Source organism: Allosaccharopolyspora coralli (assembly GCF_009664835.1).
In the GTDB taxonomy this organism is placed as follows: domain Bacteria; phylum Actinomycetota; class Actinomycetes; order Mycobacteriales; family Pseudonocardiaceae; genus Allosaccharopolyspora; species Allosaccharopolyspora coralli.
Genome location: NZ_CP045929.1, coordinates 3,055,110 through 3,081,763 on the forward strand (window position 1 = coordinate 3,055,110; position 26,654 = coordinate 3,081,763).

Below are 26,654 nucleotides of genomic sequence, written 5' to 3' on the forward strand. Positions count from 1 at the left end.
GCCGAGGAGATCGCGGAGGGCGACGGGACCGGCGCCGCGGCGAAGAGGGGCGGTCTCCGACGTGGAGGCGGCGCTGGTGGCGACGGTCGGGGCGACGACCGTCATCGGCTCGGGAAACCGCCCGGCCAGCTACCAAGACAGTCCACTGTGGGCTCCTGGTTCCACTGTCTCGACGATGAACCCATGCTGGTCCGTCTCATAGGACAATGTGGACAGTGTTGGACGGCCGGTCGCGGGCGCGTGGTCGGGATCCACCGGCATCGAACCCAGTTCATGCTTCGGTGCGCCGGGGAAACGCGTCCACTCTGCCAAGTTGAGCAGGAACGTCCGACCCGAGCCGCTCGCCGATCCAGCGGCCCGTCTCCGCGAGGCGAGCCAGGTCGAGCCCGGTGCGCACGCCTGTCCCGGCGAGCAGATACTCGAGGTCTTCGGTGGCGATGTTGCCCGTCGCTCCCGGCGCGAACGGGCATCCGCCGATGCCGCCGATACTGGCATCGAGCCAGGAAACACCGGCCTGTAACGCCGCGACGGCGTTCGCGTAACCGGTGTTGCGTGTGTTGTGAAAGTGACACCGAAGCGGAAGGTCCCCGGTGGCCTCCCGCAGCCGCCCGAGCAGATCGGTGACCTGTGACGGGACTCCGACCCCGATGGTGTCGGCCACCGCGATCTCGGCAGGCCCCGAATCGGCGATGCGACGCGCGAGCTCCGCGACACGCCGTGGACCGACCTCGCCCTCGAAGGGACAGCCGAAGGCGGCGGCGACGGTCACGCTCGCGGGTAGTCCGGCCTGATGCGCCCGAGCGACGATATCGCCGCACACCGCCACACCCTCCTCCACGGTGGTGCCCTGGTTCCGGCGCCCAAACGTGTCCGTGGCGACCGTGACCGCGTTCACCTCGTCGACCCCAGCGTCCCGGGCACGTTCGAATCCGCGGGCGTTGAGCACGAGACCGATGTAGGAGACGTCGTCGCGCCGCGGGACCTTCGACATCACGGCCTCGGCGTCGGCCATCTGCGGGACGCGGTCCGGATGAACGAAGGCGGTCGCCTCCACCCGTCGCACTCCCGCGGCGACAGCCCGCTCGATGAATTCGACCTTGGTCTCCGTCGCGAGGAGAGTGGCCTCGTTCTGCAGACCGTCCCTAGGCCCGACCTCGACCGTTCCGGCATACGAAAAAAACTCCGTCGACATTGCCCACTCCCCGATTCTGTACACAATCTGGCCACGAGCGAATGGTTCACCCGCACTCTTCTAATGTCGAGCCCTTGTTCACCGCACGCAGCCGCGCTACTTTGTACACAATCTCGTGGAGGTGATCGGTGTCACACGCGTCGGCTCGGGCCTACGAGGGGCTGCGGAAACACATTCTGACTGGCGTCCACCCGGCGGGCGCACGGCTGCGGGAAGAACAACTCGCGGAGACACTGGGGCTGAGCCGTACGCCCGTACGGGAAGCGTTGCGCAGACTCGAGGCCGACGGTCTGGTGCAGATGACCCCGCATCGGGGTGCCCAGGTCACGACATGGAGCACCGAGGACTTCGACGAGATCTTCGAGTTGCGCACCCTGCTCGAGGGGCATGCCGCGCTCAAGGCCGCGACCCGCGGTGACGTCGACGTGTCCGGGTTGCGCTCGCTGTGCGAGGCCATGGAACAACGGCTCGATGCGCTCGACGACCGTGCCTACGAGGACATCACCCGGCTGAACCTGGAGTTCCATCGGTCCCTGCACCGGGCGGCGGGGGAACGCCTGCTGCCGGACCTCGTGTCCCGAGTGATCGAGGTTCCGTTGGTACGCCGCACGTTCGACCAGTACAGCGCAGCGGAGCTGCAGCGCAGTTTCACCCAGCATCGCGAACTGGTGGAGGCGCTGAACGCAGGTGACGGGCAGTGGGCCCAGGCGGTGATGCACGCCCATATCCGGGCAGCCAGGACGGCGCTGCTGCGCGCTGCAGGTCGGTTCGACGAGGAAGGGGAACCCACGCCGTGAACGAGGACAGCTCCACCGGGCTCGTCGCGGACACCCACGCCGCGAACGGTCCCGGTTCCGACGACACCACAGTGGACGGACCCTTGACGGACGTCCGGGTACTCGAACTCGGGTCGCTGATCGCAGGACCGTTCTGCGGGCACGTGCTCGCGGATTTCGGGGCGGACGTCATCAAGGTCGAGGATCCCTCGACCGGTGACCCGATGCGCCACTGGAGTCAGGACCGTCCGGGCGGAACGTCGCTGTCCTTCCCGATCATCGCCCGAAACAAGAAGTCGGTCACCTGCGACCTCCGCACCGAAGAGGGGCAACGCATCCTGCGGGACCTCGCGCTGAGTTCGGACGTGCTCGTGGAGAACTTCCGGCCGGGAACACTGGAGCGCTGGGGCCTGGGCTTCGACGAGCTGCAGCGGATCAACCCGCGCCTGATCCTGGTCCGGGTGACCGGCTACGGCCAGGACGGTCCCTACGCACAGCGGGCCGGATACGGTTCGATCGGTGAGGCCATGGGCGGAATCCGTGCCGTGACCGGAGAGCCCGACCGTCCGTCGAGCAGGGTCGGGGTCTCGCTCGGGGACTCGTTGGCAGGGACGTTCTCCGCGCTCGGCACGGTCATGGCGTTGCACGCCCGCACGCGCACCGGGCGCGGCCAGGTCGTCGACACCGCGATCTACGAATCGGTGCTGGCCCTCATGGAATCGCTGCTGCCGGAATGGGCGATCGCGGGCCGGCGCCGTGAACGGACCGGCTCGATCCTGCCCAAGATCGCACCGAGCAACACGTACCCGACCGCCGACGGCGCGGAGATCCTCATCGGCGCCAACCAGGACACGGTGTTCGCCCGGTTGTGTGCGCTGATGGGCGTGCCCGGGCTCGCCGACGACGAGCGCTACGCCACGCACACGGCGCGAGGGGAACGGCAGCAGGAACTCGACGAGTACATCGGACTGTGGACCCGCGCGTTCGATTCGGCGGATCTGCTGGACAAGCTGCACGAGGCCGGTGTTCCCGCAGGGCGGGTGTACCAGGCCGAAGACATGCTCGCGGACCCGCACTTCGCGGCGCGGCAGGCGATCGTGCGCCTCATGCATCCGGATCTGGGCGAGTTCCCGATGCAGAACGTGGTGCCACGCATGGGGCACACCCCCGGCGCGGTGCGCACCGTTGGCCCGCGGCTGGGCGAGCACAACCGGGAGGTGTATCAGGGCCTGCTGAACGTCGACGAGGACCAGTACGAGCAGTGGCGCGCCCAGCGGGTCGTCTGAACAACTCCGTGTGCGGTTGCCCGCGCCGTCCGCACCGAAGCGAACGATTCGAGAGTCGCGCCCCGCGCCGAGGAGACCGACATGAAACGGCAAGCACCCGAACGTCCGTACCGCGAACCGATCCGCAGCCCGTGGGTGTGGGTCGTCATGGGCTTCATCGTCCTGGCGGGCGTGCCCTTCTACTTTCCACAGGGGACTGTCCATCCGGTGCTGTTCGGCCTGCCGTACTGGATGGTGGTCTCCGTCGTGTTCGCGGTGTTGTTCTCCGGATTCGTCAGCTGGCTGTGCCGGAACTGGTGGAACATCGCCGAACCCGAGGAACAGCGGACCGGCTCGGTGGAACCGCGTGACGACACCGGCACGGACACCGCGCGGGCACGCCACGACCAGGACGGTGCGGCATGAACAATCTGAGTTTCGGCGGTGCCAGCGGGATCATGGTCCTGGTCGCCTACGCGGTGATGATGCTGGTGATCGGGTACTTCGCAGGGCGCAAGCAACCCAACGTGCGCCAGAGCGTGCGAAGTTACTACCTCGCCGGGCAGGGCCTGGGATTCGTCGCGCTGTTCTTCACGCTCTACGCCACCCAGTACAGCGGGAATTCCGTTGTGGGGTACGCCCCGGAGGCCTACCGTTCGGGCTTCGTGTGGTGGCAGTCGGTCCCGTTCATGACGGCAGCCATCGCCGCGTACCTGCTGTTCGCCCCTCGCCTGTACGTGATCGCCAAGCGCGAGTCGTTCGTGACCCCGACGGACTGGGTGCGGTACCGGTTCCGGTCCACGCCGGTGAACCTGCTGGTGGCCGCCTTGATGTTGTGGGGTCTGAGCAACTACCTGCTCGAACAGCTCGTCGCGATGGGGCAGGGGATCTCCGGACTCACCGGGGACACCGTGCCGTATCAGATCGGTGTGGTGGCCTTCGTGCTCGTCATGCTCGTCTACTCGTGGATGGGCGGGATGCGTGCGGTCGCGCTCACCGACGTCATGCAAGGAATCGCGCTGCTGGTGGGCGTGGTGGTGTTGCTCGCGGGGGCGCTGTACCTCGCAGGCGGAGACCTGGGGGACGTGACGCGCTATCTCATCGCGAACGAGCCCGACAAGGTCCAGGTTCCGGTGACGACCGACTCGGTGGACTGGCTTTCCATGATCATCATGATCGGGCTGGGAGCAGCGGTCTACCCCCATGCGATCCAGCGAATCTACGCCGCGCGCGACGAACGCACACTCAAACGTTCGCTGGCGATCATGGCCTGGATGCCGCTGGTCACCACCGGGGTGGTGTTCCTGGTCGGCATCATCGGCCTGCGGTTGTTCCCGGGGCTGTCCACGGACGCCTCGGAGCAGCTCGTCGGCGTCATCGCCAACGAGGTGGCCGGCATCAACCTGTTCTTCTACGCCACGATGATCCTGCTGTTCGGCGGTGTCATCGCGGCTATCGTGTCGACAGCCGACTCGGCGCTGCTGAGCTTCTCCTCGATCGTCTCGCGCGACCTCTACGCCCGGCACATCAGTCCGCGAGCCTCCGAGGCCCGGCAGGTACTCGTCGGCAAGATCGCAGGCGTGGTCGCGATCGCGATCCTGCTGGTCGTCGCCTGGAATCCACCGGCCACGCTGTACAACATCTTCGTGCTGAAGTTCGAACTGATCGTGCAACTCGCGCCGGTGTTCATGCTCGGCCTGTACTGGAACCGGCTCTCGGCCGCGCCCGTGTTCTGGGGGATGCTCGCCGGAGCGCTCGTCGCCGGCGGCATGACCGTGGCCGGTGTGGACGACCTCTACGGAGTGCCCGGCGGACTGGTCGGTCTTGCCCTGAACGTGGTGATCTGTGTGGTCGGCTCACTGCTGGCGCCGGACAGTACGCGTACTCCGGAGCCGCCACGGACGCGCAGGGCGGAAACGGAGGTGTCGAGCGCGGCGAGCTGACGACGAGCGCGGTGCGAACTGGGGCGGCGGTGCTGGACCACCTACCCACGTTCTCACACGCCGACTCAGGCGTCGGCGAGCGCGAAGCCGGCCTCGTCCACGGCCGACCGGACGGCCCGCTCGGACACGTCTTGACTGCTCACGACGGTGAGCGCGCCCGTGGGCAGGTCGACCTGGACGTCGGTGACGCCGTCGATCTCGCTTACTTCCTCGGTCACGGACATGACGCAGTGCTGACAGGTCATGCCCGTCACGGTGTAGCGCGACTCGGCCATTCTCGAGGCACCTCCGTGCTCATTCGGGGTTGTCAGGTGCTGTTCAGGGGCTGTTCCACCTGCACCTCAGGAACGCACGAGGCGCGCGATCGCGGCGCTGGCTTCCCGTACCTTCTCGTCCGCTTCCTCGCCGCCCTCGGCGACCGCCTGGGCGACGCAGTGCTTGAGGTGCTCGTCGAGCAGCCCCAGCGACACCGCCTGCAGGCCCTTCGTGGTGGCCGAGACCTGAGTGAGGACGTCGATGCAGTACTGGTCTTCCTCGATCATCTTGGCCAGACCACGAACCTGACCTTCGATGCGCCGCAGGCGTTTGAGGTAGGCGTCCTTGTCCTCCGTGTATCCATGCACACCACCAATGTACCTCATGGGGGTACGGGTATATTCGTTGGTCAGAAGTCCTGGTCGGACTCGGTCGCGGTGTGCAGCCGTCGCAGGTGCAGGTGTCTGCTCAGCCGGATCGCCGGGCGCAGAGCCAGCTCCACGCTGCCGAGCAGGAAGCACCAGGTGCCGGCCGTGGTCGTGCTCTCGGAGAAGAACAGAACGCTGCCCACGATGAACCACACCGCGATGAGCAGGTCGTTGACGATGCTCGCCACCTCGTACCGGTACCGGATCACGAGTTCCTCGTGCCCCAGTCGCAGTACCAGCGGCGACGATCCGGACCGCTCACTCATGATCGTGCCTCCTCACAGCCTTGTACCCCACAAAGGCAACACCCGAAGTCTGGACCGGCGGCGCGCCGAAACCCGACTTACCGTGTCCTGACGGGAGACGGGGCGCGTGGGGATCGGGGGCAACGTGAGCACACATGGACTCGAGAAGCGTTCGTGGCGCGCGGGACTCGCGGCACTTTTTGCCGGAACGATGCTCGTCGGGTGTACCGGTCTCCCCGGGACCGACGACCCGCCGCCTCCGCCGACTCCGCCGGAGGTCACGACCACACCCGGTGCGGGCGCGGTGAACGTGAGCCCGGCGAAGCCGGTGTCGTTGGACGTGGCCGAGGGCACGCTCGAGCAGGTGGCACTGACCAGTTCGGACGGAACTCCGGTGCGCGGCGTGATGTCTCAGGACTCCCGGAACTGGCGGCCGCTGGAACCGCTGGCTTTCGACGAGACCTACACCTGGTCCGGCATGTCGCACGGCGAGCGCGGCACCAAGACCCCGGTGCAAGGCGAGTTTCGCACCGCTGCGCCCGCCGAACTGCGGGACGCCTCCACCAACATCGGCGACGGGCAGACTGTCGGGGTCGCCGCGCCGATCATCATCACCTTCGACGGGACCGTGCAAGACAGGGCCGCGGTGGAGTCCCGGCTGTCGATCTGGATGTCGAACCCGACCGAGGGCTCGTGGGCCTGGCTTCCCGACACTTCGGAGGGCTCGCGGGTGCATTGGCGCCCGAAGGAGTACTGGCCGGAGAACACCCAGGTCAAAGTCAGCGCCCCGCTGTACGGCGTGGACTACGGCAACGGTGTCTACGGCAAGGAGTCGGTGACGCTCGACTTCACCATCGGCCGCGCCCAGGTCACGAAGGCCGACACGCAGAGTCACGAGCTCGTGGTCATGCGCGGCGATCAGGAAGTCGCACGCTACCCCGCCAGCTACGGGCTGGACTCCGTGCTCTCCCGCAACACCCGCTCCGGCATCCACGTGGTCATGGGTAAGTCGGAGGTGCAGCGGATGATCAGTGAACGGTGGGGCTACGACGAGGTGCACCCGTGGGCGGTGCGGATCTCCAACAACGGCGAGTTCATCCACACCAACGCGGGCAGCGTCGGATCGCAAGGCTCCACGAACGTCTCGCACGGCTGCATCAACCTGTCGACGACCAACGGCAAGGAGTACTTCGACATGGCGATGTACGGCGACCCGGTCGAGGTCACCGGCTCCGACGTGCAGCTGTCCTCCGACGACGGCGACATCTACGACTGGACGATTCCCTGGGAGGAGTGGCAGACGATGTCGGCGCTGCACCAGGCGACCATCGCACCGGACGCGCAGCCCGCACCGCGCTGAGAGTGCATTGTGGAACTGGCTTGTGTGCCCGTAGGGCACGGTCATACGTGCCTAGCCGGGGCACGGTGCGGGGCTCCGGCGTTTGGAGTTCGTGCCTCGCAAGGCAGGGGTTCTCGCCGCGTACGCGTGGTACTCAAGAGGACCCCAACGCCGCGAGGCACGAACTGGGGCGGCGGTACCCGACCACCCACCCAAGTTCCCAATCGCGCTCTGAAGCGCGCGAGCGATCGCTCGACAAACTGTGCCCCGCCGCTTCGGCGGGGCACAGGCGTGTAGGGCACCCGCGCAGGGACACTGCGCCAGCAGTTCTCCGCCGCCGACGCACACCAGCCACCCACGGGCTCTCATCTCGTGGGCGGCGAGGACGGAGTCACCGTGATGGAGACCGCTCCTCGATGTCGACGAACCCGCAGCCGGCCGCGAGACGAGGTTCCGCCACGCGACCACCCACGCGGACCCGTCGAACTCAGCCCTGGGTGATGTAGTGCTCCATCTGCTCGCGGTGATGTTCGAGCGTGGAGATGCGGCTCTTGACGACGTCGCCGATGCTGACGATCCCGAGCAGCTCGCCGTCGGCGACGACGGGGACGTGCCGCACGCGCCGCTCGGTCATGAGCACCGTGAGGTCCTCGACCTCGTCCTCCGGCGTACAGGTGACGACGTCGGTCGTCATGATCTCGCCGACCGGCATCCCGAGCACTGCCGCGCCGTGTTCGGCGAGACGACGTACCACGTCGCGCTCGGAGACGATCCCGGCGAGGTCGGTGCCCTCCCCCGCCACCACCACCGCACCGATGTTGCGCTCGTCGAGCAACCGGAGCAGGCCCTCGACGGTCTCCTCCGGCCTGACGGTGGTCACCGTCGTCCCCTTGTTCGTCAACACGTCCGTGATCCGCATCGCAGGCACCTCCGCACGATCGTCGGTGTGTCGACCGTAACGGACCGAGGCCGGTCCCTCCGAGTGAAAACGACGAATCGCCCGGCCGACATGTCCGAGCCGGCCCGGAGGAGCCGCCCTTGACCTGCGTACCCGCGACGACCAGGAGAGTCCGAACCGGTGCAGAACCGTCGGATCCGGTTCGACTACCCTCCCCGGCGCACAGTACGACCGGGAACCGGATCACGGTCCGGTGACCAAGACGACACCCGGACGTTGCCCGCCTTGTGCGTCACGCAGCGCTGTCGGGGTAGTCAGACAGAGTGACCCGTGTGCGCCATCATGACGGCGCACGACGAAAGGAGTGTCACCGTGGGTTTCCTCAGTTGGATCGTGTTCGGACTCATCGCGGGCGCCATCGCGAAGTTCATCCTCCCCGGTAAGGACCCGGGCGGGATCATCGTCACGATCCTCATCGGCATCGCCGGTGGTCTGTTCGGTGGCTGGCTCGGCAGCTCGGTGTTCGGCAGCACCGGTGTCCAGGGCTTCAGCGTGATGAGCTTCGTGTGGGCGGTGATCGGTTCGCTGATCCTGCTCATCGCCTACCGCCTCCTGTTCAACTCCAAACGCGCATGACAGGGGGGCGCCGGGTCCTGGGGTCAGCCCGGGACCCGGCGCTCAGGGCTGAGCCGTCGCGCGGGTTGTGGGCTGTGGTCAGGCAGACTGCGGCGGAGGGTTTTCCCGCCGCCTACGCAGACCGCCCACCCGCGGGTTCTCACCTCGTGGCTGGCGAGGACAGCGTCGACGTGGCGTAGGGCGCTACTCGATGTCGACGATCCCGCAGCCAGCCGCGAGGTGAGGTTCCGCCACGGAACCATCCACTCACACGGACCCCGCGCTTCACTCCCCCCGGAAAGCTCACGCCATCCCGGAAACTCTCAGGGTCACGTTGAGCCGGCCTGTTCTCAAACCGAGGCCGGGCTCCGTGCTCTCCGGCAGCGTCCGCGGCACCCCGTGGTAGGCGTATCGACTCGGTCCGCCGAAAACGAACAGGTCACCCGAGTGCAGCTGCACGTCCGTGTAGGGCTTGCCGCGGTTGTCGGTGTTGCCGAAACGGAACACGCACGCCGTTCCGAGACTCAACGACACCACCGGGGCGTCGCTGCGCTCGTCACGGTCCTGGTGCATTCCCATCCGCGCGGTGCTGTCGTAGTAGTTGATCAGCGCGATGTCCGGACGATGGTCGGTCTCCGCCCCGTAGGCGGCGGTCACGGCGGCCTGCCCCCAGTCGGCGAGCCACCGCGGAAACGGTGCGACCTCTCGGCCGTCCCCGTCGTCGACGGTGCGCGAGTACTGGTATGGGTACCAGTGCCAGCCCAGGCACACCGACCGTACGGACATCACTCCCCCGCTCGGAAGCCGCGCGGAACGCAACGCGCCCGGTGGGCGGGACCACTCACGGCAGGCTTCCAGCAGCTCACGCTGCCGCGTGAGGTCGAGCCAGTCCGGCACGTGGACCGCGCCCGGAGCGACTTCCGAGCGCGGACGTGGGATCAGTCCCTGCAGACCGGGCCTCCCCACCGCTATTGGCTGAACCAGTACCCGAAGGTCGTGTAGTCAGGGTACGGGCCGAGAAACTCCTGCATCGGGCCGAGCTCCACCGTCACCGAGTCTCCGGTGACGAGGTCGCCGGGGATCGTGAACGTCGTTTCCGTCCACCCCTTGTCCTCGGGCGCGAACTGCCACGCCCCCAGATCGGTGCCGTTGGCGGTGACTCGCACCTCGCGGGAGCCGGTGATCTCGTCCCGGCTCGGTTCGGCGCTGTCCACCCGGGCGGTGATCGTGACCGGCTTACCCGGTTCCAGGTTCCGTGCGGTCATCGTCTCGCCGCCGATGACGTGCCGTCCGCTGTCGACGACCTCGCGGTCACCCGGGTAGTTGACGGTGCGGACGGTCGTCGCCGGCTGGTAGCCACGGTGTGCGGGCACGACCTCGTACTCGTGTGCTTGTTCGTCCGGGAGCGAGGCGACGTTGATGTGATCCTTGATCTCACCGGGCGGAGCGCCCTCCGCGGGCAGGTCCCCGCTGCCGAGAAGGCTCCAGTCCGCCTCGTAGATCGTGACCGTGTTGCAGAACCTGGCGGCTTGGCACGAGAACGCCGCGCCCGGGGTCTGGTACGAGAACTCCGGCGACTTGATGTCGAACACCATGATCGGGTCCTCGCTGAAGAGCCCGCCTTCCGCGAGCCCGTGCACCGACCAGTTCGGGAACACCGAGAAGTAGTCCGGTCGCCGTTGCTCGGGCAGGGTACGCAGCTGCTCGTACAGACTGCCCGGTCCGTGCACTGTCGGTTCGGCGAAGCCGTTGGTGCCGAGTCCGATGAGGTCGACGATGTAGTGGTCGGTGAAGTACGCGGCGGCGCCGACGTCGTTGACCGCGACGTTCGACCCGGGCGGCAGGTGCCCCTGCATCCAGTTGCTGATCGACACCGGCTGGTCCCGGATGCCCGCCGCCTGCTGGCCGTACCGGATTCCCCACGCGGGCAGCTCGATCGCGGTGAAGAACACCGCAACAGCCAGCAGTCCGTGCAGCACGAAGCGCCGGGAACGCCGGGTGCTGAACAGCGAGGCGACCGCCGCGACGCCCACCACCGCGAGGACCAGGATCAGCGGCAGGAACGGCTGGATGTAGCGCAGGTGATGGGCGTGGGCGTTCTTCAACGTCGAGATCGCCAGCAGCACCAGCAGCAGACCGGCGATGACGGCGACGCCGAGGGGGCGCAGCTCACGACGATCCCGCAGCAGATACCAGGTGCCGAGCAGCGCGAGGAACAACGTCCCGGGGAAGACGTAGTCCTGGTTGTTCAGTCCTCCCAGGACGAACACGAAGTCGCGGAAGTGGGTCAGTGTCTGGTCGAGGATCTCCAGCGGGTAGACGATCGGGTCGTGCAGCAGGGATTTCGCCTGCATACCGTTGGCCGAGGTCGTGCCGGTGGTGATCCGGTAGAACAGCAGCTGCCCGAGCCCGGCCGCGATCGGCAGCAGGGCCAGCGCGCAGAACCCGAAGCGTCCGTGCCACCGACCGCTCCCGCCGCGCAGGATCGTCCACACCATCGCCGCGCACAGACACACCGCGAAGATCAGACCTTCCGGTCTGCTGATCGCCAACAGTGCGGCGACGATCGGGGTGAGCACGAAACGCGCGCTGCGAAACTCGTGCAGGAACGCCAGCACACTGCCCGCGACGAGGGCCGCGACCAGGCCGACTTCCATGCCGCTCGTGGCTCCCCACAGCAGCGATCCGTTGACGGCGACGAGCACGCCCGCCCATGTGCCGACGGTGCGGCCCATCAGCCGCTTGCCGATGAGGTAACTCGCGGCGGCGGTGAAGGCGAAACACAGGGCACCGAAGCCCATCGCGAACGGCAGGAACAGCGAGCCACGCGCACCGAGCGCGTAGGCGGCCCCCATCAACAGCGAGTAGAGCAGGCTGCTCGCGCCGGCGCTGATCGGGTCGCCGGTGTTGTACTGGAAGAAGTGGCCGAGCCCGTTCTGCTTGGCGTACTGGAGGTGGATGTAGGCGTCGTCGAGCGGCGGAATGACGTTGCCCTGGTTGTAGGCCAGGCCGACGAACAGGAAGACGCTGCTCAACCCGAGCGACAGGCCGCCGATTCCCCAGGTGCGCCGGTCCTTGAGCGGCGGAGGTGCCTCCGCGTTGTCGGCGGATGCCGGTTCCGTGGCAGTGGTGCGCCACGGCGGTGATTCGGGGCTGATCGGCGTGGCGGTGCCGTCGCGGTGCCCGTCCGCGTGATCCAGGGTGGACAGTTCGTCGTCGTCGGTGCCGTTCACCCTGTAGTTCGTCACCCAGTGCCTCGCAAGAGCCCGCTCGGCCGGGGATTCGTCGGCCGCCCACCCCACGTAGTCCGGGTATCACGGCAGCCGCGACTCGGTGAGGGACTCGTCACCCCCCACCCTGGCTCACCGTGACCCAGGGTGGATCATCGGTCATCTTCCGTGCGACCGCATGATCAACCGACGGAGACGGAGTACCCGCCACGGCTCACCACACTCATGGGTGAACGGCGACACCGGGCGACCTCGCGCCGAGCCGCCCGGTGCCGGTCTCAGAGCGTCCGGGAATTGGCATGTGTGCCCGTAAGGCACGCCTCCCACGCGTGCAGCCGCAGCACGGTGAAAAGCTCCGGCGTTCCAGTTCGTGCCCCGACACCGCGGGCGAACTGGGGCGGCGGTACCGGACCACCCACCCACTCCACAATGCGCACTCAGGCCCGGGGCAGCCAGTCGCGTGCCCGGTGCGCGCCGTCCTCGGTGATCTGGTGCCCGCCCGCGTGCCACGCGGTGTCGACCTCGGCGCCTCGCTGACGGTAGGCCGCGACGAGACTCTGGGCCGCCTGCATCGGTGCCATCGGGTCGCGCTGGCCGTTGGCGAGCAGGATCCGCGTCGCCGACAGGTCGTGCTGCGGTGGTTCGGGTACGGGCAGCATCGCCGAGAACAACACGGCCTCCTGCAGGGCGTCCGGTCGCAGCAGCGTCACCGCCGCCGCGATGTTCGCCCCGTTCGAGAAGCCCACGGCCACCATCCGGCGCCCACCGAGGTCGTACTCGTCGCGGGCCGCCACCAGGAAGTCCGCGAGTTGCTCCGAACGGGCGAGCACGTCCTCGGTGTCGAAGACGCCTTCCCTGAGCCTGCGGAACCACCGCGCGGCTCCGTTCTCGGAGACCGGCCCGACGGGCGCGAGCACGCCGGCGTCCGGGCTCAACACCTCGCCGAGTCCGCGCAGGTCGTCGGGCGAGCCGCCGGTGCCGTGCAGGAGCAGCAGCACCGGCGCCTCGGCCGTGCCCGGGCGGAACGTGTGTCGAAGGTCGGCGGGCGCGCTCATGCCGGGCTCTGCTCGGGATTGTTGCCACTCGGCAGGTCCAGCTTCGGCAGCATCGCCTCGATCGACTCGCGGTCCGGTTCCAGCCACGGCGGCAGCTTGAGCGCGCGGCCCAGTTCGAGCAGTGGCTCGTCTGCGGTGAACCCCGGCTCGTCGGTGGCGATCTCCAGTAGTGTCCCGCCGGGTTCGCGGAAGTAGATCGAGCGGAAGTACTGCCGATCCAGGATCGACGTGACGTTCACCCCGGCCTCGAGCAGTTCGCCGCGCCAGTTCGCCTGCGTGGTCTCGTCCGGGGCGCGCCACGCGACGTGGTGGACGGTCCCGGCCGCGACGAGGCCCTGCGCGACGGCGGGGTCGACGCGGACGTCGACGTAGGTTCCGGGCCCGCCCTCGCCCGCGGCGAAGCGGAACCGATTTCCGTCCTGTGCGGTCGCGGTGAGTCCGAGACCGCTGAGCATCTCGGCGGTAGCGTCCTCACTGGCCACTGAGAGCTCCACGGAGTGCAACCCCCGGATGCCGTGCTCGGCGGGAACGATGCCGTTGTCCCACGGCTCCCGCGGGTCTCCCTGCGGATGCGCGACCAAGGACAACGCGAGACCGTCCGGGTCGAGGAAGGTCAGGGCATCCTCACCGTCGCGGTTGCGGACCTCACTGGTGGTGACCCCGAGATCGCCGAGGTGCTGTTTCCACCAGCCGATCGAGGACTCGGGCACGGAGAACGACGTGGTGGTCGCCTGCCCGGTGCCGCGGCGGCCCTTGGGAGCGCCTTTCCACGGGAAGAAGGTCAGCAGCGTGCCCGGCTTCCCGCTGCCGTCGCCGTAATAGAGGTGGTAGGTGCCCGGGTCGTCGAAGTTCACCGTGGACTTCACCAACCGCAGTCCCAGCGTGCGCAGGTAGAAGTCCGCGTTGCGCTGCGGATCCCCCGCGATCGCTGTGACGTGGTGCAGTCCGCTCGTGGCGATGGTCATGGTGCTCTCCCCTCCGACCCGGGCATCACCGGATCAGGTTGCGTCGGATCAGGCGGCGTTCTTCAGGGCGGCGGCCACGCGGACCACTCGGTGGGCCTGCACACTCGCGGCGGTGCGGGTCTCGTCGCCGATCTTGTTCTGGCCCTGCGCGTCGACGTGGCTGGTTCCGTACGGGTTGCCGTCGACGAACTTCGACGGGTCGGTGTAGCCGGGGCTGGCGATGATGCCGCCGAAGTGGTGGATGGTGTTGTAGAGCGCGAGCAACGTGGACTCCTGGCCACCGTGCTGCGTGGCGCTGGAGGCGAACCCGCTGTAGACCTTGTCGGCCAGCAGACCCTGCTGCCACTGCGGGCCGAGCGTGTCGATGAACTGCTTGAGCTGCGCGGCGACGTTGCCGTAGCGGGTGGGCGAACCGAAGATCACCGCGTCGGCCCAGACGATGTCGTCGGGCGTCGCCTCCGGCAGCGCCCGCGTGGCCTCGACGTTCTCCCGCCACGCGGGGTTGGCGTCGATCGCAGCGTCGGGGGCGAGTTCGGCGACCCGGCGCAGCCGAACCTCGGCGCCCGCGGCTTCCGCCTCGGCCGCGATGATCCTGGCGAGCTCGGTGTTGATCCCGGTCGACGAGTAGTAGACGACGCTGAGCTTGACGGGGGCGGTCATGGTGGCGCGACTCCTCTGTGCTGGTCGGGTGCTGCGATGCGTGCCGGTCGTACCGACACCACGAACGCTACGCGGGATTTATCTCGCGCGCAAGATGTTTTCTCGCGAGAGAATTGCCCGGTAGGGTGGACGCGACAAGGAGGAAGGACGTGCGGTGAACACCGAGACCGAACCGGACACCGGGACCGAAACAACAGTGACGACACAGCGGGAGGAAGCCGACCGGGCACGGACCACGACAGTGGCACCCGACCCGCACACCGACGACGACGAGATCGTCACGTGGTGGGGCCTGGTCATCGAGGGCTACCACCTCACGCAGGACCAGCTCATGCGCGAGATCGACGAACGCGTGGGCCTCGCACCGGGCGCGTTCGACATCCTGCTGCGCCTCGTCCGCTCCCCCGACCACCGGATGCCGATGACCCGTCTCGCGCGGGAAGCCGCACTGAGCAGCGGCGGGTTCACCAAGGTCGCCGACCGCCTCTGCCGGGCCGACCTCATCCACAGGCAACGCTGCGACGTCGACCGGCGCGTGACCTACGCCGTGCTCACCGAACACGGCGTCGGGGTCGCCGACCAGGCGCGACAGGTGTGTGCGGAAGTACTGCGCCGCCGGGTGCTGGAACCCCTCGGCACGGGCGCCTCCCAGGAACTCGCCGAGGCCATGCGCACCCTGCGCACGGCCAACGGCGAGTCGTGAATGCCCGTCTTTGGCCTGGTCCTGATGGCAGGGCATGGTCTCGCGTGCTCAGCCCGAGCCCGCTGAGAAGCCCCAGCGTTTCAGGCTGTCGCTCGTCAGGCCGCGGGTCGCCGCTGGGACGGGGCGGTACCGGACCACCTACCCACTACCCAAGATGCCCTCGGAGGGCGCGAGGCATCAGCCGTCGGAGGCGGCTCCCTCGCGGAAGGCATCCAGCGGCAGGCCCGCGTAGTTCTCGGCGAGTGACTGCGCCGCCGCCCGCGAACGTCCCACGTAGTCGAGGTGCGCGGACTGCAACCGCCGCGTGAACGCGTCGGCCCCCGGTTCGGTGTGCAGCAGCGTCGTCATGAAGTACGCGAAGTGCTCCCCACGCCACACCCGGCGCAACGCCAGGTCCGAGTAGGCGTCGAGCAACGCGTCGTTCCCGGCGTTGAACACCTCGGCCAGCGCCTCGGCCAGCAGCGTCACGTCGGAGACCGCGAGGTTGAGGCCCTTCGCCCCGGTCGGCGGCACGATGTGCGCGGCGTCGCCGGCCAACAGCAGGCGACCGTGCCGCATCGGCTCCGCGACGAAACTGCGCATGGGGGTGACGCTCTTCTCGGTGATCGGGCCGCGCTCGAGCTTCCAGTCCCCGTTCACCGCGAACCGGGCCTCGAGCTCGTCCCAGATCTGCTCGTCGGTCCAGTCCGCCGCATCCGTGCCCGGCGGCACCTGCAGGTACAGCCTGCTGACCTCGGAGGAACGCATGCTGTGCAGCGCGAAGCCGCGTTCGTGGCTCGCGTAGATGAGTTCGTCGCACGACGGCGGGACCGAAGCGAGGATGCCCAGCCACGCGTACGGGTACGCCCGCTCGTATACCCGCAGCCGCTCCGCCGGGATCGAGGCTCGCGCGACGCCGTGGAAACCGTCGGCGCCGACCACGTAGTCGGCGTAGAGCGTCGTCTCCACCCCGTCGTGACGGAAGCGGACGCTCGGCTCGTCGGTGTCGGCGCCGTCCACCGACAGGGCCTCGGCCTCGAAGTACAGCGCACCGCCCTCCTGCTGACGCAGCGCGATCAGGTCGCGCACGACCTCGGTCTGCGCGTAGACCATCACCGAGCGCCCACCGGTGAGTTCGGCCATGTCGATGCGGTGCGCCGTCCGGTCGAAGCGCAGCTCGATGCCGTCGTGCTCCATTCCTTCACGGTCCATGCGCTCACCGGCACCGCAGGCTCGCAGCACGTCGACCGTGGACTGTTCGAGGATGCCCGCGCGCTGTCTGCGCTCGACATGCTCCCGAGTCCGGGACTCCAGGATCACCGACTCGATGCCCGATCGGTGCAGCAACCGGGCCAACAGCAATCCCGCCGGGCCCGCGCCGATGATCGCCACTCGGGTTCGCATGTGCTGAATCGTCTCCTCGCCTCGTCGGATCCGGTGTTCGCGCCCGCGGCGGCAGGCTATCCGCTCGCGTGTGCAGTGCGAGGGTGCGTGGCGAACATCCGACGCGGACCCCCGATTTCCGGTGACCGGGAGAGCCGCCGACGTCCGGTCCCTCCGGCCGGCCGATCGCCGAGAGCCGGGCGGTGTGGTGAGATCCCTACGTCAGGCACACCGGGCGATGGGAAGGCGAAGCCATGCCGAGGGGTCGACGCGGGCACGACTGCACACCGGACACCTCGAAAATGGGGATCTGGGTCTGCCCGGAGTGCCGGCAGGAATGGGAGATCCACGGCATCGCGGGACACCACGTCAAGGTGCGTCGCATCGGCCGCTTCAGCAAGGCGCTCATCCGGTTGTTCGGTTAGCGGGCGCGCGGATCGATCTTCCTCGGTGGTTCCGTAGCGGAACCTCTGATGAGTGGTCGCGCTCGACGGCCGCAGTCGGCACAAGGCCACGCACACCAGCCGGCCGCGATGTGAGGTTCCGTCACCACCCCGGGCAACCGGCGCACCCCCGGACGTGATCGGCGGAGATCACCCGCGGATCGTGGCCGTCTCGCGTTTCGCTGCGCCGTGAGGTGCGGTACTCATGGCGGGTGACCACGCTCGTGCTGGGGCCCGTACTCCGTTATGTCGACGACACGTCGGCGACCGTCTGGGTGGAGACCGACCGAGACTGCCTCGTCGAGATTCTCGGCTCGACGGCACACACGTTCCACGCGGGAGGCCACCATTTCGCCCTGGTCCGCATCCGCGGGCTCGAGCCAGGCACGACCAGGCCCTACGAGGTCCGGCTGGACGGCGAGAAGGTCTGGCCACTGCCCCACGACCCGCGGCCGCCTTGCCAGATCAGCACGGTGCCCACCGGGCCCGAGAGTTCACTACGGCTGCTGTTCGGCTCGTGCCGCTTCGGCGCCTCCGAAGATCCGAAGCAGGACGCTGCGCTCGGACCGGACGCGCTCGCCGATTTCGTCGACGAACTCACGAGCGGTTCACACACGCGGTGGCCGGACGCGATGCTGCTGCTCGGCGACCAGGTCTACGCCGACGAGACGACGCCGCAGGTGCGGCGGGATCTCGCACGCAAGCGCGACCTGAACGAACCCCCCGGCCACGAAGTCGCCGACTTCGAGGAGTACACGCTGCTGTACCGGCACGCGTGGCGGGAACCGTACCTGCGGTGGCTGCTGTCCACCGTGCCCAGCATGATGATCTTCGACGACCACGACGTACGCGACGACTGGAACACCTCAGGCGCGTGGCGCGCGCAGATGGCGCGCGAGCCGTGGTGGCGCGAGCGGCTGCTCGGCGGGCTCGCCTCGTACTGGATCTACCAGCACATCGGCAATCTCGACCCCGACACCCTCGACCGGGACGAGACGTTCCAGCACGTGCTCGAACAGGGACGCGACGGCGACGCCCTGCCGATCCTGCGCGAGCTCGCGGCCGCCGCCGACGACGAACACGACGCGATGCACGACGTCCGCTGGAGCTACCGCCGCGATCTCGGCCCCGCGCGACTGCTCGTCCTCGACACCCGAGGCGGACGCGTTCTCGACACCGGACGTCGCTCGATGCTCTCCGACGTCGACTTCGACTGGGCCGAACAGGAGCTGCAGACGACACCCGAGCACGTGGTCGTCGGCTCCTCGCTGCCGTGGTTGCTACCGACCGGGATCCACCACCTCCAGGAGTGGGACGAGGCGATCGCGGCACGCGGCGGGCGACTGGGCAGGCTGGGCGAGAAGATCCGCCAGGAACTGGACCTGGAGCACTGGGCGGCGTTCCGCGGCTCCTTCGACCGGTTCACCGATCTACTGCGCCGTACCGCGCGCCGAACCGACCCGCCCGCGACGATCACCGTGCTCTCCGGCGACGTGCACCATAGCTACCTCGCCGATCCCGACTGCGGCGGTGCGCGCTGCCGGGTCACGCAGGTGGTGAGCTCCCCGCTGCACAACGAGACGCCGCTGGCGTTCACGCCTGCGCTGCGCCTGGCGTGGACGGATCCGATCATCGCCGTGTTGCGCAGGGTGGCCCGATGGGCGGGAGTGCGCGCCTTGCCGGTGCACTGGCGCAAATCCGCGGGCCCCTACTTCGGCAACGCCGTCGGGCTGCTCGACCTCGACCGGGAGTCCGCGTCGGTGGCCCTGCGCGTCGTCGATCACTCCACCGGGCGGCTCACCCGAGGTACTCGACGCCGGCTCAGCTCCACCCGCACTCCGACGTCGTGACCCGGCGCCGGTTGGTGGGCGGCGCGAAAATTCCCAGTAGCCGACCCCAACCGCGCTTCGGCGCCGGACCCGGATGGGCACCGTGCTCAGCGCACCCCCACCGACATGCGAGAACTCGTCCGGATCGGTGCCCGTGGCGCCGAGTCCGGCCGACCGGCGCGAACGGCTCACGGCGGGGGCGCCGTTGACGGGTGATTGCGCCCACCATAGGGTCCCTGCGGCCGTCACCCCAGGTCACAATACGACAACTCGGGCGTAGGCGGCACCATCGACCCGACCGGATCGCCAGGAGACCCCTCATGCCCGACCCCACCCCCGTCCGCGATTCGGCAGGCCGGACACCGGCGTACGCCCGCGAGGACCGTGGGGGGCGGGCGTGACCACGACGAATCCACGCGAGACGCTCGCGCAACGCGTCTCCCGTCGCAAACCGGTCGCGAAACTGATCTCCGAGACCGGCGCCGACCGCGACGGCGGGGAGCTCAAGCGCTCGATCGGCATCGGCAGGCTGACGATGATCGGCGTCGGCGCCACCGTCGGCACCGGCATCTTCATCGTGCTCAACGAGGCGGTGCCGCTGTCGGGACCAGCGGTGGTGTTCTCGTTCCTGCTCGCCGGTCTCACCGCCGCACTCACCGCCCTGTGCTACGCGGAGCTGGCCTCGACCATCCCGGTGTCCGGCGCGTCCTACACCTACAGCTACGCCACGATGGGCGAGCTCATCGCGTTCCTCGTCGGGGCGTGCCTGGTCCTCGAATACGGCGTCGCGGCCGGGGCCGTCGCGGTGGGCTGGGGTGAGTACCTCAACGCACTGCTCGGCCAGACCACCGGCCATCAACTCCCCGAAGCGTTCGCGGCTCCTCCCGGCGAGGGCGGCATCGTCAACGTCCCCGCCGCGGTCTTGGTGGCGCTGTGCTGCACGCTGCTGGTGCGCGGTGCGAAGGAATCCGCCACCGTCAACGCGATCACGGTGATCATCAAACTCGCCGTGCTGATGCTGTTCGTCGCGGTGGCCTTCACCGCGTTCGACGGCGGCAACTACGCGGACTTCGCTCCGTTCGGCGTTTCCGGCGTGGGACTGGCGGCGTCGATGGTCTTCTTCTCCTACATCGGCATGGACACCGTCTCCACCGCGGGTGAGGAAGTGGAGAACCCGCGCCGCACTCTCCCGCTGGCCATCTTCTGGACGGTCATCATCGTCACGACCGTGTACCTGCTGGTGGCGGTCGCCGCGGTCGGAGCCCAGAACTGGACCCGTTTCGAGGGCCAGGATGCGGGCCTGGCCGCAATCCTCGGAGAGGTCACCGGCTCCGGCTGGCCCGCGGTCGCACTCGCCGCAGGCGGCGTGGTGTCGATCTTCGGTGTCACGCTGGCCACGATCTACGGGCAGACCCGCATCCTGTTCTCGATGGGCCGCGACGGCATGCTGCCGGAGGCGTTCCACAAGGTGCACCCGCGCACCAAGACCCCGGTACGCAACACCCTGATCGTGTCCGCGTTCGTGTGCGTGCTGGCCGCCGTGGTGCCGTTGAACGTGCTCGCCGACATCACCAGCATGGGCACCCTCGTGGCATTCACCGTGGTCTCGCTCGGTGTCATCGTGCTGCGCAGGACGCGGCCCGACCTGCCGCGCGGTTTCCGGGTGCCTGGTTACCCGGTGACTCCGATCCTGAGCGTGCTCGCCTGCGCGTACCTGGTGTACGGCCTGTCGTGGCTGACCTACAGCTTGTTCGCAGGCTGGCTGACGTTGGCGCTGATCTTCTACTTCACCTACTCGATCCGGCACTCCCGGCTGGCCTCCCCGGACGAGCCCGACGACGTCACGACGCCGACGACGACGTGACGGAGAGGCACTGCCTGATGTCGACGCTCCCGCAGCCGCGGTTCCGCCACGCAACCGCCCACGCCCATCAACCCGCGCACACTCTTACAGGGCATTGAGGAACCGGCTTGTGTGCCCGTAGGGCACGCCTCATACGTGACCAGCCTCGACAGGGTGAGGGGCTCCGGCGTTCGGAGTTCGTGCTCGCGAGGCAGGGGGGTCTCGCCACGTACGGCCTGGTACTCAAGAGGACCCCAACGCCGCAAGGCGCGATGGGGCGGCGGCACCCCCCCTACCCACGTTCCCAAACGCCTTCTCACAGCCAGCGGCCCGGCGTCGGCAGCGGCCCACCGTCGCTCGTGCGCACCCCGGCACTACCGCGCCCGGTGGCGAACCGGGTGAGCTCTGCCATCGAACCGGTCACCTCCACGACCTCCGCGTCATCGAGCACGACCTCCCACGTGCGGTCGCGGTCGGTGGGGGCGAACCGGATCGCCGGCGACTGCGCCCGGCGAGTCCACATGCCGGTGACGTCGGTGAGCAACGCGTCCAGCAGCGACGCGGGGAAGTCGGTGAACTCGGCGTCGGTTCCCAGGTCGACCGCATGCACCCACACTTCGCGGCACCGCATCCACGGGATCTCGGTCGCCGCCACCGGCCTGCCCTGCGCGGTGACGACCTGCGTGGACCATGCGTCGTCCGGCAGGGTCTCCAGTTCGGACAGCAGCGCCTGGTCGGTGGCACGCGCCTGATGGCGCAGCACGTCGGCGGCGAGCGTGGCCCCGTGCTCGATCTCGTTGTCGCGGTCGTCGGTGCTCGCGTACATCGGGGTCTCGACGCCGGTGCGCGCCCAGTGCGTCAGTCGCCCGAGAGCGACGGCGTTGTACCCGACGTGGCCGACGAGATGAGCGAAGGTCCACCCGGTCAGCGCCGTCTCGCGGCGGAAGTCCGTGTCGTCGAGCCGGTCGAGGTTAGTGAAGAACAGGTCCGCGCCTTCTCGCGCCCACGCGAGACGTTCCTGGACGGTGTGCTCCGGTGAGTTCATGCTGTCACCCTCGCACGAGATCGGCGCGACTCACTTGCCTCGGTGCGACTCCGCCGACGCCCGCGTTCAGCCGAGCGCAGGCAGGTATCCGTGGGCCTGCCCGTCGACGTTGGGGTGAAACGACTCCTGCACGGGGTTGCTCGGGCCGTTGATCCACTCGGTGCCGGCACACACACCGTGCCCGTCGAACGCAGACCGCACGTCGGCGTAGGTGAACCCGGCCGCGCTCGCCGCGTCGGCGATCACGCCGGAGAGCAGGTCGGACGCTTCGTTGAGGCGCTTACGTTTGACCTCGGTGTAACCGGGGATGCCGCAGTCGCCGAGCTCGTTGAGCCGCGGGTAGCCGAGCACGAGGACGGAGGCGTTCGGCGCCGCCGCGCTGATCCCGTCGTAGGTGCTCGCGAGCGCGCCGGGCAACTCCTCGCGCATCAAGGCTTCGCCTTCGGCCACGGAATCGAGGCACATGTCGTCGGTTCCGAGCAGGCAGTCCTGGATGGTGTCGGCGAAACCGATGTCGTTGCCACCGACCGAAATCGTGACGAAACTGGTGTCGGTGTCGAGCGCGTCCAGCTGGTTGGAGTTGACGTCGGCGGTCGTCGCGCCGGAGCAGGCGACGAACTCGAACGAGGCGGGGGCGTGGGCGTCGGCCCACAGCTGCGGATACGCACGCGGGCTGCGCAGGCAGCTCCCGCTGTCGTCGAAGTACTCGCGGGTGCCCACCCCCGAGGAGTAGGAGTCACCGAGCGCGGCGTAGTTCTCGGCTGCCGCGGTCCCGGCCGTACCGGCCTCGGCGGCGAACGCGGGAGTGGCGAGGCCGGTGCCCGCGAGCGCGAGGGCGGCGGCCCAGCTGACGAGTCGGACCTGACGCATGTCTCCTCCACGACGGGTGAACGAGCCTCACCACGGATACGTCCGATGGACCGAGGGCTCTGGAGGCCGGTGGAATCGTGCTCAGTGACGCGAGAGACTCTCGTGTGCGGTCGAAGAAAGTTCCGAGCTCGCCTTGTGAAACTACCTGCGAAACACCACCTCGGAAGCGGGCGATCGAGTGGCGCCACTCCGCCGATCGAGCAGTGTGGACAGTCACTGTCCGAGACCGACACCCTCGACAGCACCCCGCCGCGACGCAGTGCCCTCGCACACGAACGAGGCGAACGGCACCTTCGCCTCGTCACATGGGGCGAAAGTGCCGCTCGCCTCGCCCTCGCACTGGCGCGAACGGCACCCTGCCGCGACGCAGTGCCCTCGCACACGAACGAGGCGAACGGCACCTTCGCCTCGTCACGTGGGGCGAAAGTGCCGCTCGCCTCGCGGTTCTCCGCGGGAGGGTTCGGGGGATGGTTGTCCGGAGTGACGTGTGCGGTGACGGGGTCCGAGCATGGAACAGCCGCGGACCCGGTGGCGGAGAGGGCGACCGGGTCGGCGGCTGGTCCTGCGGCAGCGGTCAGGACTGGGGAATGGGCAGCTGCGCGGCGAAGTCCGCCACCGTCGAGGAGATCACCTGGGAGTTCTTCTCGAACGCTTCGTTGTTGAGGTTGTCGAGATCGTCACAGGCCTGGTGGTAGCACGCATCGTAGGGTTCGCCCGCGCGACCGTTCCACTTCTGCGCCTGTTCCTGGGTCATCCTGCCCTCGGCGCCGGTGAAGATGCCGCCCGACGGGATGCCCACCTCGATGAACGGGCCGTAGTCGGAGCGGCCGTCGAAGTCCGTCCCGTCCGGCTCGACACCCGCACCCGAGAGCGCGTCGTTGAGCGCCTGCTCGATCTCCGCGGAACCGTCCGGGCCCGGACCCGCACCGACCCCGTCGGAGTCGTCGCCGTCGTAGGTGAAGTACCCGGCGTTGTTCGAGCCGACCATGTCGTAGTTGAGGTACATGGCGATCTGGTCGCGCTCCTGCTGCGAGAGGGTGTCGACGTAGTGCGTCGAACCGACCAGCCCGACCTCCTCGGCGCCCCAGAAAGCGAACCGGAGCTTGTTGGCGGGTTCGGCGCCGCTCTCGGCGTACTGCAGCGCCGAGTTGAGCACCGCCGCCGAACCGGAACCGTTGTCGTTGATGCCGTGGCCGCTCTCGACGCCGTCGAGGTGCGCACCGACCACGACGGTGTTGTCGGCGTTCCCGCCTTCGGTCTCGGCCAGCAGGTTCCAGGTCGTCGTCCCGCCGTAGGTGAACTCCTGGCGGGTGGTCACGAAACCGGCTTGGTCGAGTTGCTGCTGCACGTAGTCCAGTGCCGCCTCGTAGCCGGGCGTGCCCACGGCGCGATTTCCGCCGTTCTCGGCGGCGATGCGGTCCAGCTCCTGCAGGTGCGTCATCGCTGCGGGGGCGGAGTAGTCAGGGGACGGGGCCGCGACGACGGCGGCCGGGACGGCCATGCCGGTGGCCACCACGACGGTGGCGGCTCCGGCGAGCAAAGTGCGTGTCCGCATGATCGACTTCTTTCGTTCCGCGATCCGGGGGTGAGGCGAAACGTAACCACCGCTCGAAGCCGATCGGAGGAGTTTGGCGGGAAGTCGCCGGACACCCGCACTTCCCACGTTCCCGCCTTCGGCAGCACCGGCACGAACGCCGTCCGCGCAGTTCACGGCGTCACTTCTCCCCGCGTCGACGGCAGCGGCACTGTGGTATAGCGTCCCGGCCTACCGCGCACGATCAGGGAAATTTCCCGGGCGAGACCGCGGCGCGACCAGTGCAGACGCACCACCGGCGAAAGGATCGATCAGGTGCAGGTGCTGTGGGGAATCGGCGGGATGGTGCTGCTGTTGGCCCTCGCCTTCGCTCTGTCCACGAACCGACGCGCCATCCGGCCCCGGACGGTGATCGGCGCCCTCGCGATCCAGGTGTTGTTCGCCTTCATCGTGTTGCGCTGGGACACCGGCGAACGGGCGTTGGCGGTCGTCTCCGCCGGCGTGCAGAACGTCATCGACAGCTCCGAGGAGGGCATCGAGTTCCTCGTCGGCCCGATCCTGCCGTCCGAGGGCACGGTCGTCGCGTTCCAGGTGCTGCCGCTGATCGTGTTCGTGGCGAGTCTGACGGCGGTGCTCTACCACTGGAACATCCTGCAGTGGGTGGTGCGGATCGTCGGTGGCGGACTGCAGAAGGTGCTGGGCACCAGCCGTGCCGAGTCGATGAACGCGACCGCGAACATCTTCCTCGGCCAGACCGAGGCACCGCTCGTGATCCGGCCGTACCTGAAGAACATGACACGTTCGGAGCTGTTCGCGGTCATGGTGGGCGGCCTGTCCACAGTGGCGGGCAGCGTGCTCGTCGGGTACGCCACACTCGGTGCCCGGCTGGACTACCTGCTCGCGGCGGCCTTCATGGCCGCACCGGCGGCGCTGCTCATGGCAAAGATCATCATGCCGGAGACCGAGAAGGCCGAGACGGCCCTGGGCACACCGTTGGTGAACGACCCGGCTGCCAAGACCGAAACCTCGACGCAACTCGGGGGCGACAAGCAAGCCGCCGAAGGCGCACCGGAAAGTGAGGCCGAGTCCGCGACCACCCGGACCGCCGTGGCCTCGTCGGACGACGCAGACAACGACACGGACGCGAAGGACACCGAAGCCGAACAGGGCGAGCCTCGCAAGGCGCACAACGTCCTCGACGCCGCCGCGAACGGCGCGACCGACGGGCTGCGGCTGGCACTGAACGTGGGGGCGATGCTCTTCGCGTTCGTCTCACTGATCGCACTGGTCAACTTGATACTCGGCGGCGTCGGTGGGCTCGTGGGACTGCCGGAACTCACCATTCAGCAAATGCTCGGCTACCTGTTCGCCCCGATCATGTCGGCCATCGGCGTGCCGTGGAACGAGGCCGTGGCCGCGGGCTCGTTCGTCGGCCAGAAGTTCGCGATCAACGAGTTCGTCGCGTTCGCCGACTTCGGCCCGGTCGCCGGGGATTTCACCCCGAAGACCGCGACCATCATCACCTTCGCGCTCACCGGGTTCGCGAACCTCAGCTCGCTGGCGATCCTGCTCGGCGGTCTCGGCGGTCTCGCGCCGAACCAGCGTCCGCGCATCGCGAAGTTCGGGGTACGTGCGATCCTCGCGGGAACGCTCGCGAACCTGCTCAGCGCGACGATCGCCGGGATGCTGATCGGCTAGGTCACGCGGGTGCGCGACGTGATCTGCGTCGGCACTCGGGTGGCCGGTGTGCACAGACGGCGGGAAACCGTCGGGCGCACCGTGCCTGACCACCGACTCGACCCGCAGGCCCTCTAGCTAGGCCTCGGGTGTGCCCACTCGGAGGCGGTTGCCGTCGGGGTCACGCAGCTCGATCTCGCGTGCCCCCGGTGTCGTCTCCGGGCTCATCCCGAACTCAGCCGCGACCGCGTCGACGTCCCGAACCCGCAGGTACACCAGCGCCTCACCGGGCGCGTCGTCCTCGTGCTGAGACAACAGCACCCGTACGTCGCCGCGTGCGATCTCCACGACCGACGACGCCGCACCCTCGCCGTTCGGGGGTCGCCGGGCGGTGAAACCGAGCAGTCCGTACCACTGCAATGCCACACCGACGTCCTCGACGGGCAGGATCGGGATCACGTCCTCGTCCATCCCGTCATCCT

Annotated in this window: 26 protein-coding genes; 11 read left to right on the forward strand and 15 right to left on the reverse strand. The window is 68.5% G+C overall.

What is annotated here, in order from left to right:
- Positions 1–271 precede the first annotated feature (271 nt).
- A complete protein-coding gene (locus GIY23_RS14370; protein WP_154077130.1) occupies positions 272–1,192 on the reverse strand; it encodes a hydroxymethylglutaryl-CoA lyase in 921 nt (306 codons plus the stop codon).
- Between the two features lie 128 nt (positions 1,193–1,320).
- Here GIY23_RS14370 and GIY23_RS14375 point away from each other — a divergent pair, with 128 nt between their 5' ends.
- The 4 genes from GIY23_RS14375 to GIY23_RS14390 all read left to right on the forward strand — a co-directional run bounded on the left by GIY23_RS14375 (position 1,321) and on the right by GIY23_RS14390 (position 5,176).
- A complete protein-coding gene (locus GIY23_RS14375; protein WP_154077131.1) occupies positions 1,321–1,989 on the forward strand; it encodes a GntR family transcriptional regulator in 669 nt (222 codons plus the stop codon).
- The gene (locus GIY23_RS14380; protein ID WP_222850164.1) at positions 1,986–3,254 is read left to right on the forward strand and encodes a CaiB/BaiF CoA transferase family protein; all 1,269 of its coding nucleotides are present in this window, start codon (positions 1,986–1,988) and stop codon (positions 3,252–3,254) included. The genes GIY23_RS14375 and GIY23_RS14380 overlap by 4 nt, the downstream gene beginning before the upstream one ends.
- A gap of 81 nt (positions 3,255–3,335) precedes the next feature.
- Entirely contained in the window at positions 3,336–3,659 is a 324-nt protein-coding gene (locus GIY23_RS14385; protein ID WP_154077132.1) for a hypothetical protein, read from the forward strand.
- Positions 3,656–5,176: a sodium:solute symporter family protein gene (locus GIY23_RS14390; protein WP_154077133.1), complete on the forward strand. Its 1,521-nt coding sequence runs from the start codon at positions 3,656–3,658 to the stop codon at positions 5,174–5,176. Before GIY23_RS14385 ends, GIY23_RS14390 begins: the two co-directional genes overlap by 4 nt.
- 65 nt (positions 5,177–5,241) lie before the next feature.
- Here the strand turns inward: GIY23_RS14390 and GIY23_RS14395 are convergent, their stop codons facing one another.
- The 3 genes from GIY23_RS14395 to GIY23_RS14405 all read right to left on the reverse strand — a co-directional run bounded on the left by GIY23_RS14395 (position 5,242) and on the right by GIY23_RS14405 (position 6,125).
- Positions 5,242–5,451 carry a heavy-metal-associated domain-containing protein gene (locus GIY23_RS14395; protein WP_154077134.1) on the reverse strand — a complete coding sequence of 70 codons (210 nt, stop codon included), beginning with the start codon at positions 5,449–5,451 and terminating at the stop codon, positions 5,242–5,244.
- A gap of 66 nt (positions 5,452–5,517) precedes the next feature.
- Positions 5,518–5,799, reverse strand: coding sequence for a metal-sensitive transcriptional regulator (locus tag GIY23_RS14400; RefSeq protein ID WP_154077135.1), 282 nt, complete (start codon positions 5,797–5,799; stop codon positions 5,518–5,520).
- Between the two features lie 41 nt (positions 5,800–5,840).
- The gene (locus GIY23_RS14405; protein WP_154077136.1) at positions 5,841–6,125 is read right to left on the reverse strand and encodes a YrhK family protein; all 285 of its coding nucleotides are present in this window, start codon (positions 6,123–6,125) and stop codon (positions 5,841–5,843) included.
- Between the two features lie 124 nt (positions 6,126–6,249).
- On the opposite strand from GIY23_RS14405, the gene GIY23_RS14410 reads away from it, so the two are divergent.
- Positions 6,250–7,464 carry a L,D-transpeptidase gene (locus tag GIY23_RS14410; RefSeq protein WP_228717298.1) on the forward strand — a complete coding sequence of 405 codons (1,215 nt, stop codon included), beginning with the start codon at positions 6,250–6,252 and terminating at the stop codon, positions 7,462–7,464.
- Positions 7,465–7,930: 466 nt separating this feature from the next.
- Here the strand turns inward: GIY23_RS14410 and GIY23_RS14415 are convergent, their stop codons facing one another.
- Entirely contained in the window at positions 7,931–8,362 is a 432-nt protein-coding gene (locus GIY23_RS14415) for a CBS domain-containing protein (RefSeq protein WP_154077137.1), read from the reverse strand.
- Positions 8,363–8,713: 351 nt separating this feature from the next.
- On the opposite strand from GIY23_RS14415, the gene GIY23_RS14420 reads away from it, so the two are divergent.
- A complete protein-coding gene (locus tag GIY23_RS14420; protein WP_154077138.1) occupies positions 8,714–8,977 on the forward strand; it encodes a GlsB/YeaQ/YmgE family stress response membrane protein in 264 nt (87 codons plus the stop codon).
- Positions 8,978–9,259: 282 nt separating this feature from the next.
- Here the strand turns inward: GIY23_RS14420 and GIY23_RS14425 are convergent, their stop codons facing one another.
- From GIY23_RS14425 to wrbA, 5 genes are all read right to left on the reverse strand, one after another.
- The gene (locus GIY23_RS14425; RefSeq protein ID WP_154078853.1) at positions 9,260–9,907 is read right to left on the reverse strand and encodes an alpha-ketoglutarate-dependent dioxygenase AlkB family protein; all 648 of its coding nucleotides are present in this window, start codon (positions 9,905–9,907) and stop codon (positions 9,260–9,262) included.
- A 17-nt stretch (positions 9,908–9,924) separates the two neighbouring features.
- Positions 9,925–12,204, reverse strand: a complete 2,280-nt coding sequence (locus tag GIY23_RS14430; RefSeq protein WP_154077139.1) for an ArnT family glycosyltransferase — start codon at positions 12,202–12,204, stop codon at positions 9,925–9,927.
- A 419-nt stretch (positions 12,205–12,623) separates the two neighbouring features.
- Positions 12,624–13,241 (reverse strand): alpha/beta hydrolase, encoded by a 618-nt coding sequence (locus GIY23_RS14435; RefSeq protein ID WP_154077140.1) that lies wholly within the window; start codon positions 13,239–13,241, stop codon positions 12,624–12,626.
- The gene (locus GIY23_RS14440) at positions 13,238–14,206 is read right to left on the reverse strand and encodes a ring-cleaving dioxygenase (RefSeq protein WP_154077141.1); all 969 of its coding nucleotides are present in this window, start codon (positions 14,204–14,206) and stop codon (positions 13,238–13,240) included. The genes GIY23_RS14435 and GIY23_RS14440 overlap by 4 nt, the downstream gene beginning before the upstream one ends.
- Before the next feature lie 48 nt (positions 14,207–14,254).
- The gene (wrbA, locus tag GIY23_RS14445; protein ID WP_154077142.1) at positions 14,255–14,866 is read right to left on the reverse strand and encodes an NAD(P)H:quinone oxidoreductase; all 612 of its coding nucleotides are present in this window, start codon (positions 14,864–14,866) and stop codon (positions 14,255–14,257) included.
- 241 nt (positions 14,867–15,107) lie between these two features.
- Here wrbA and GIY23_RS14450 point away from each other — a divergent pair, with 241 nt between their 5' ends.
- Positions 15,108–15,569 (forward strand): MarR family winged helix-turn-helix transcriptional regulator, encoded by a 462-nt coding sequence (locus GIY23_RS14450; RefSeq protein ID WP_228717732.1) that lies wholly within the window; start codon positions 15,108–15,110, stop codon positions 15,567–15,569.
- Between the two features lie 177 nt (positions 15,570–15,746).
- Here GIY23_RS14450 and GIY23_RS14455 read toward each other — a convergent pair whose 3' ends face one another.
- Positions 15,747–16,952: a 4-hydroxybenzoate 3-monooxygenase gene (locus tag GIY23_RS14455; protein ID WP_154077143.1), complete on the reverse strand. Its 1,206-nt coding sequence runs from the start codon at positions 16,950–16,952 to the stop codon at positions 15,747–15,749.
- A gap of 233 nt (positions 16,953–17,185) precedes the next feature.
- On the opposite strand from GIY23_RS14455, the gene GIY23_RS22670 reads away from it, so the two are divergent.
- The 3 genes from GIY23_RS22670 to GIY23_RS14465 all read left to right on the forward strand — a co-directional run bounded on the left by GIY23_RS22670 (position 17,186) and on the right by GIY23_RS14465 (position 21,067).
- A complete protein-coding gene (locus GIY23_RS22670; RefSeq protein ID WP_187351883.1) occupies positions 17,186–17,356 on the forward strand; it encodes a hypothetical protein in 171 nt (56 codons plus the stop codon).
- Between the two features lie 230 nt (positions 17,357–17,586).
- Positions 17,587–19,224, forward strand: coding sequence for an alkaline phosphatase D family protein (locus GIY23_RS14460; protein WP_154077144.1), 1,638 nt, complete (start codon positions 17,587–17,589; stop codon positions 19,222–19,224).
- A 376-nt stretch (positions 19,225–19,600) separates the two neighbouring features.
- Positions 19,601–21,067 (forward strand): amino acid permease, encoded by a 1,467-nt coding sequence (locus GIY23_RS14465; protein WP_187351884.1) that lies wholly within the window; start codon positions 19,601–19,603, stop codon positions 21,065–21,067.
- 295 nt (positions 21,068–21,362) lie between these two features.
- Here the strand turns inward: GIY23_RS14465 and GIY23_RS14470 are convergent, their stop codons facing one another.
- The 3 genes from GIY23_RS14470 to GIY23_RS14480 all read right to left on the reverse strand — a co-directional run bounded on the left by GIY23_RS14470 (position 21,363) and on the right by GIY23_RS14480 (position 24,516).
- Positions 21,363–22,091 (reverse strand): maleylpyruvate isomerase family mycothiol-dependent enzyme, encoded by a 729-nt coding sequence (locus tag GIY23_RS14470; protein ID WP_154077145.1) that lies wholly within the window; start codon positions 22,089–22,091, stop codon positions 21,363–21,365.
- Between the two features lie 66 nt (positions 22,092–22,157).
- Complete coding sequence (locus GIY23_RS14475; RefSeq protein ID WP_154077146.1) at positions 22,158–22,961, reverse strand: SGNH/GDSL hydrolase family protein; 804 nt, start codon at positions 22,959–22,961, stop codon at positions 22,158–22,160.
- Positions 22,962–23,535: 574 nt separating this feature from the next.
- Positions 23,536–24,516 carry a M28 family metallopeptidase gene (locus GIY23_RS14480; protein ID WP_154077147.1) on the reverse strand — a complete coding sequence of 327 codons (981 nt, stop codon included), beginning with the start codon at positions 24,514–24,516 and terminating at the stop codon, positions 23,536–23,538.
- A 294-nt stretch (positions 24,517–24,810) separates the two neighbouring features.
- Here GIY23_RS14480 and GIY23_RS14485 point away from each other — a divergent pair, with 294 nt between their 5' ends.
- Positions 24,811–26,193 (forward strand): NupC/NupG family nucleoside CNT transporter, encoded by a 1,383-nt coding sequence (locus tag GIY23_RS14485; RefSeq protein WP_222850166.1) that lies wholly within the window; start codon positions 24,811–24,813, stop codon positions 26,191–26,193.
- A gap of 117 nt (positions 26,194–26,310) precedes the next feature.
- Here the strand turns inward: GIY23_RS14485 and GIY23_RS14490 are convergent, their stop codons facing one another.
- Entirely contained in the window at positions 26,311–26,643 is a 333-nt protein-coding gene (locus tag GIY23_RS14490; protein WP_154077149.1) for a VOC family protein, read from the reverse strand.
- Positions 26,644–26,654: the final 11 nt, after the last annotated feature.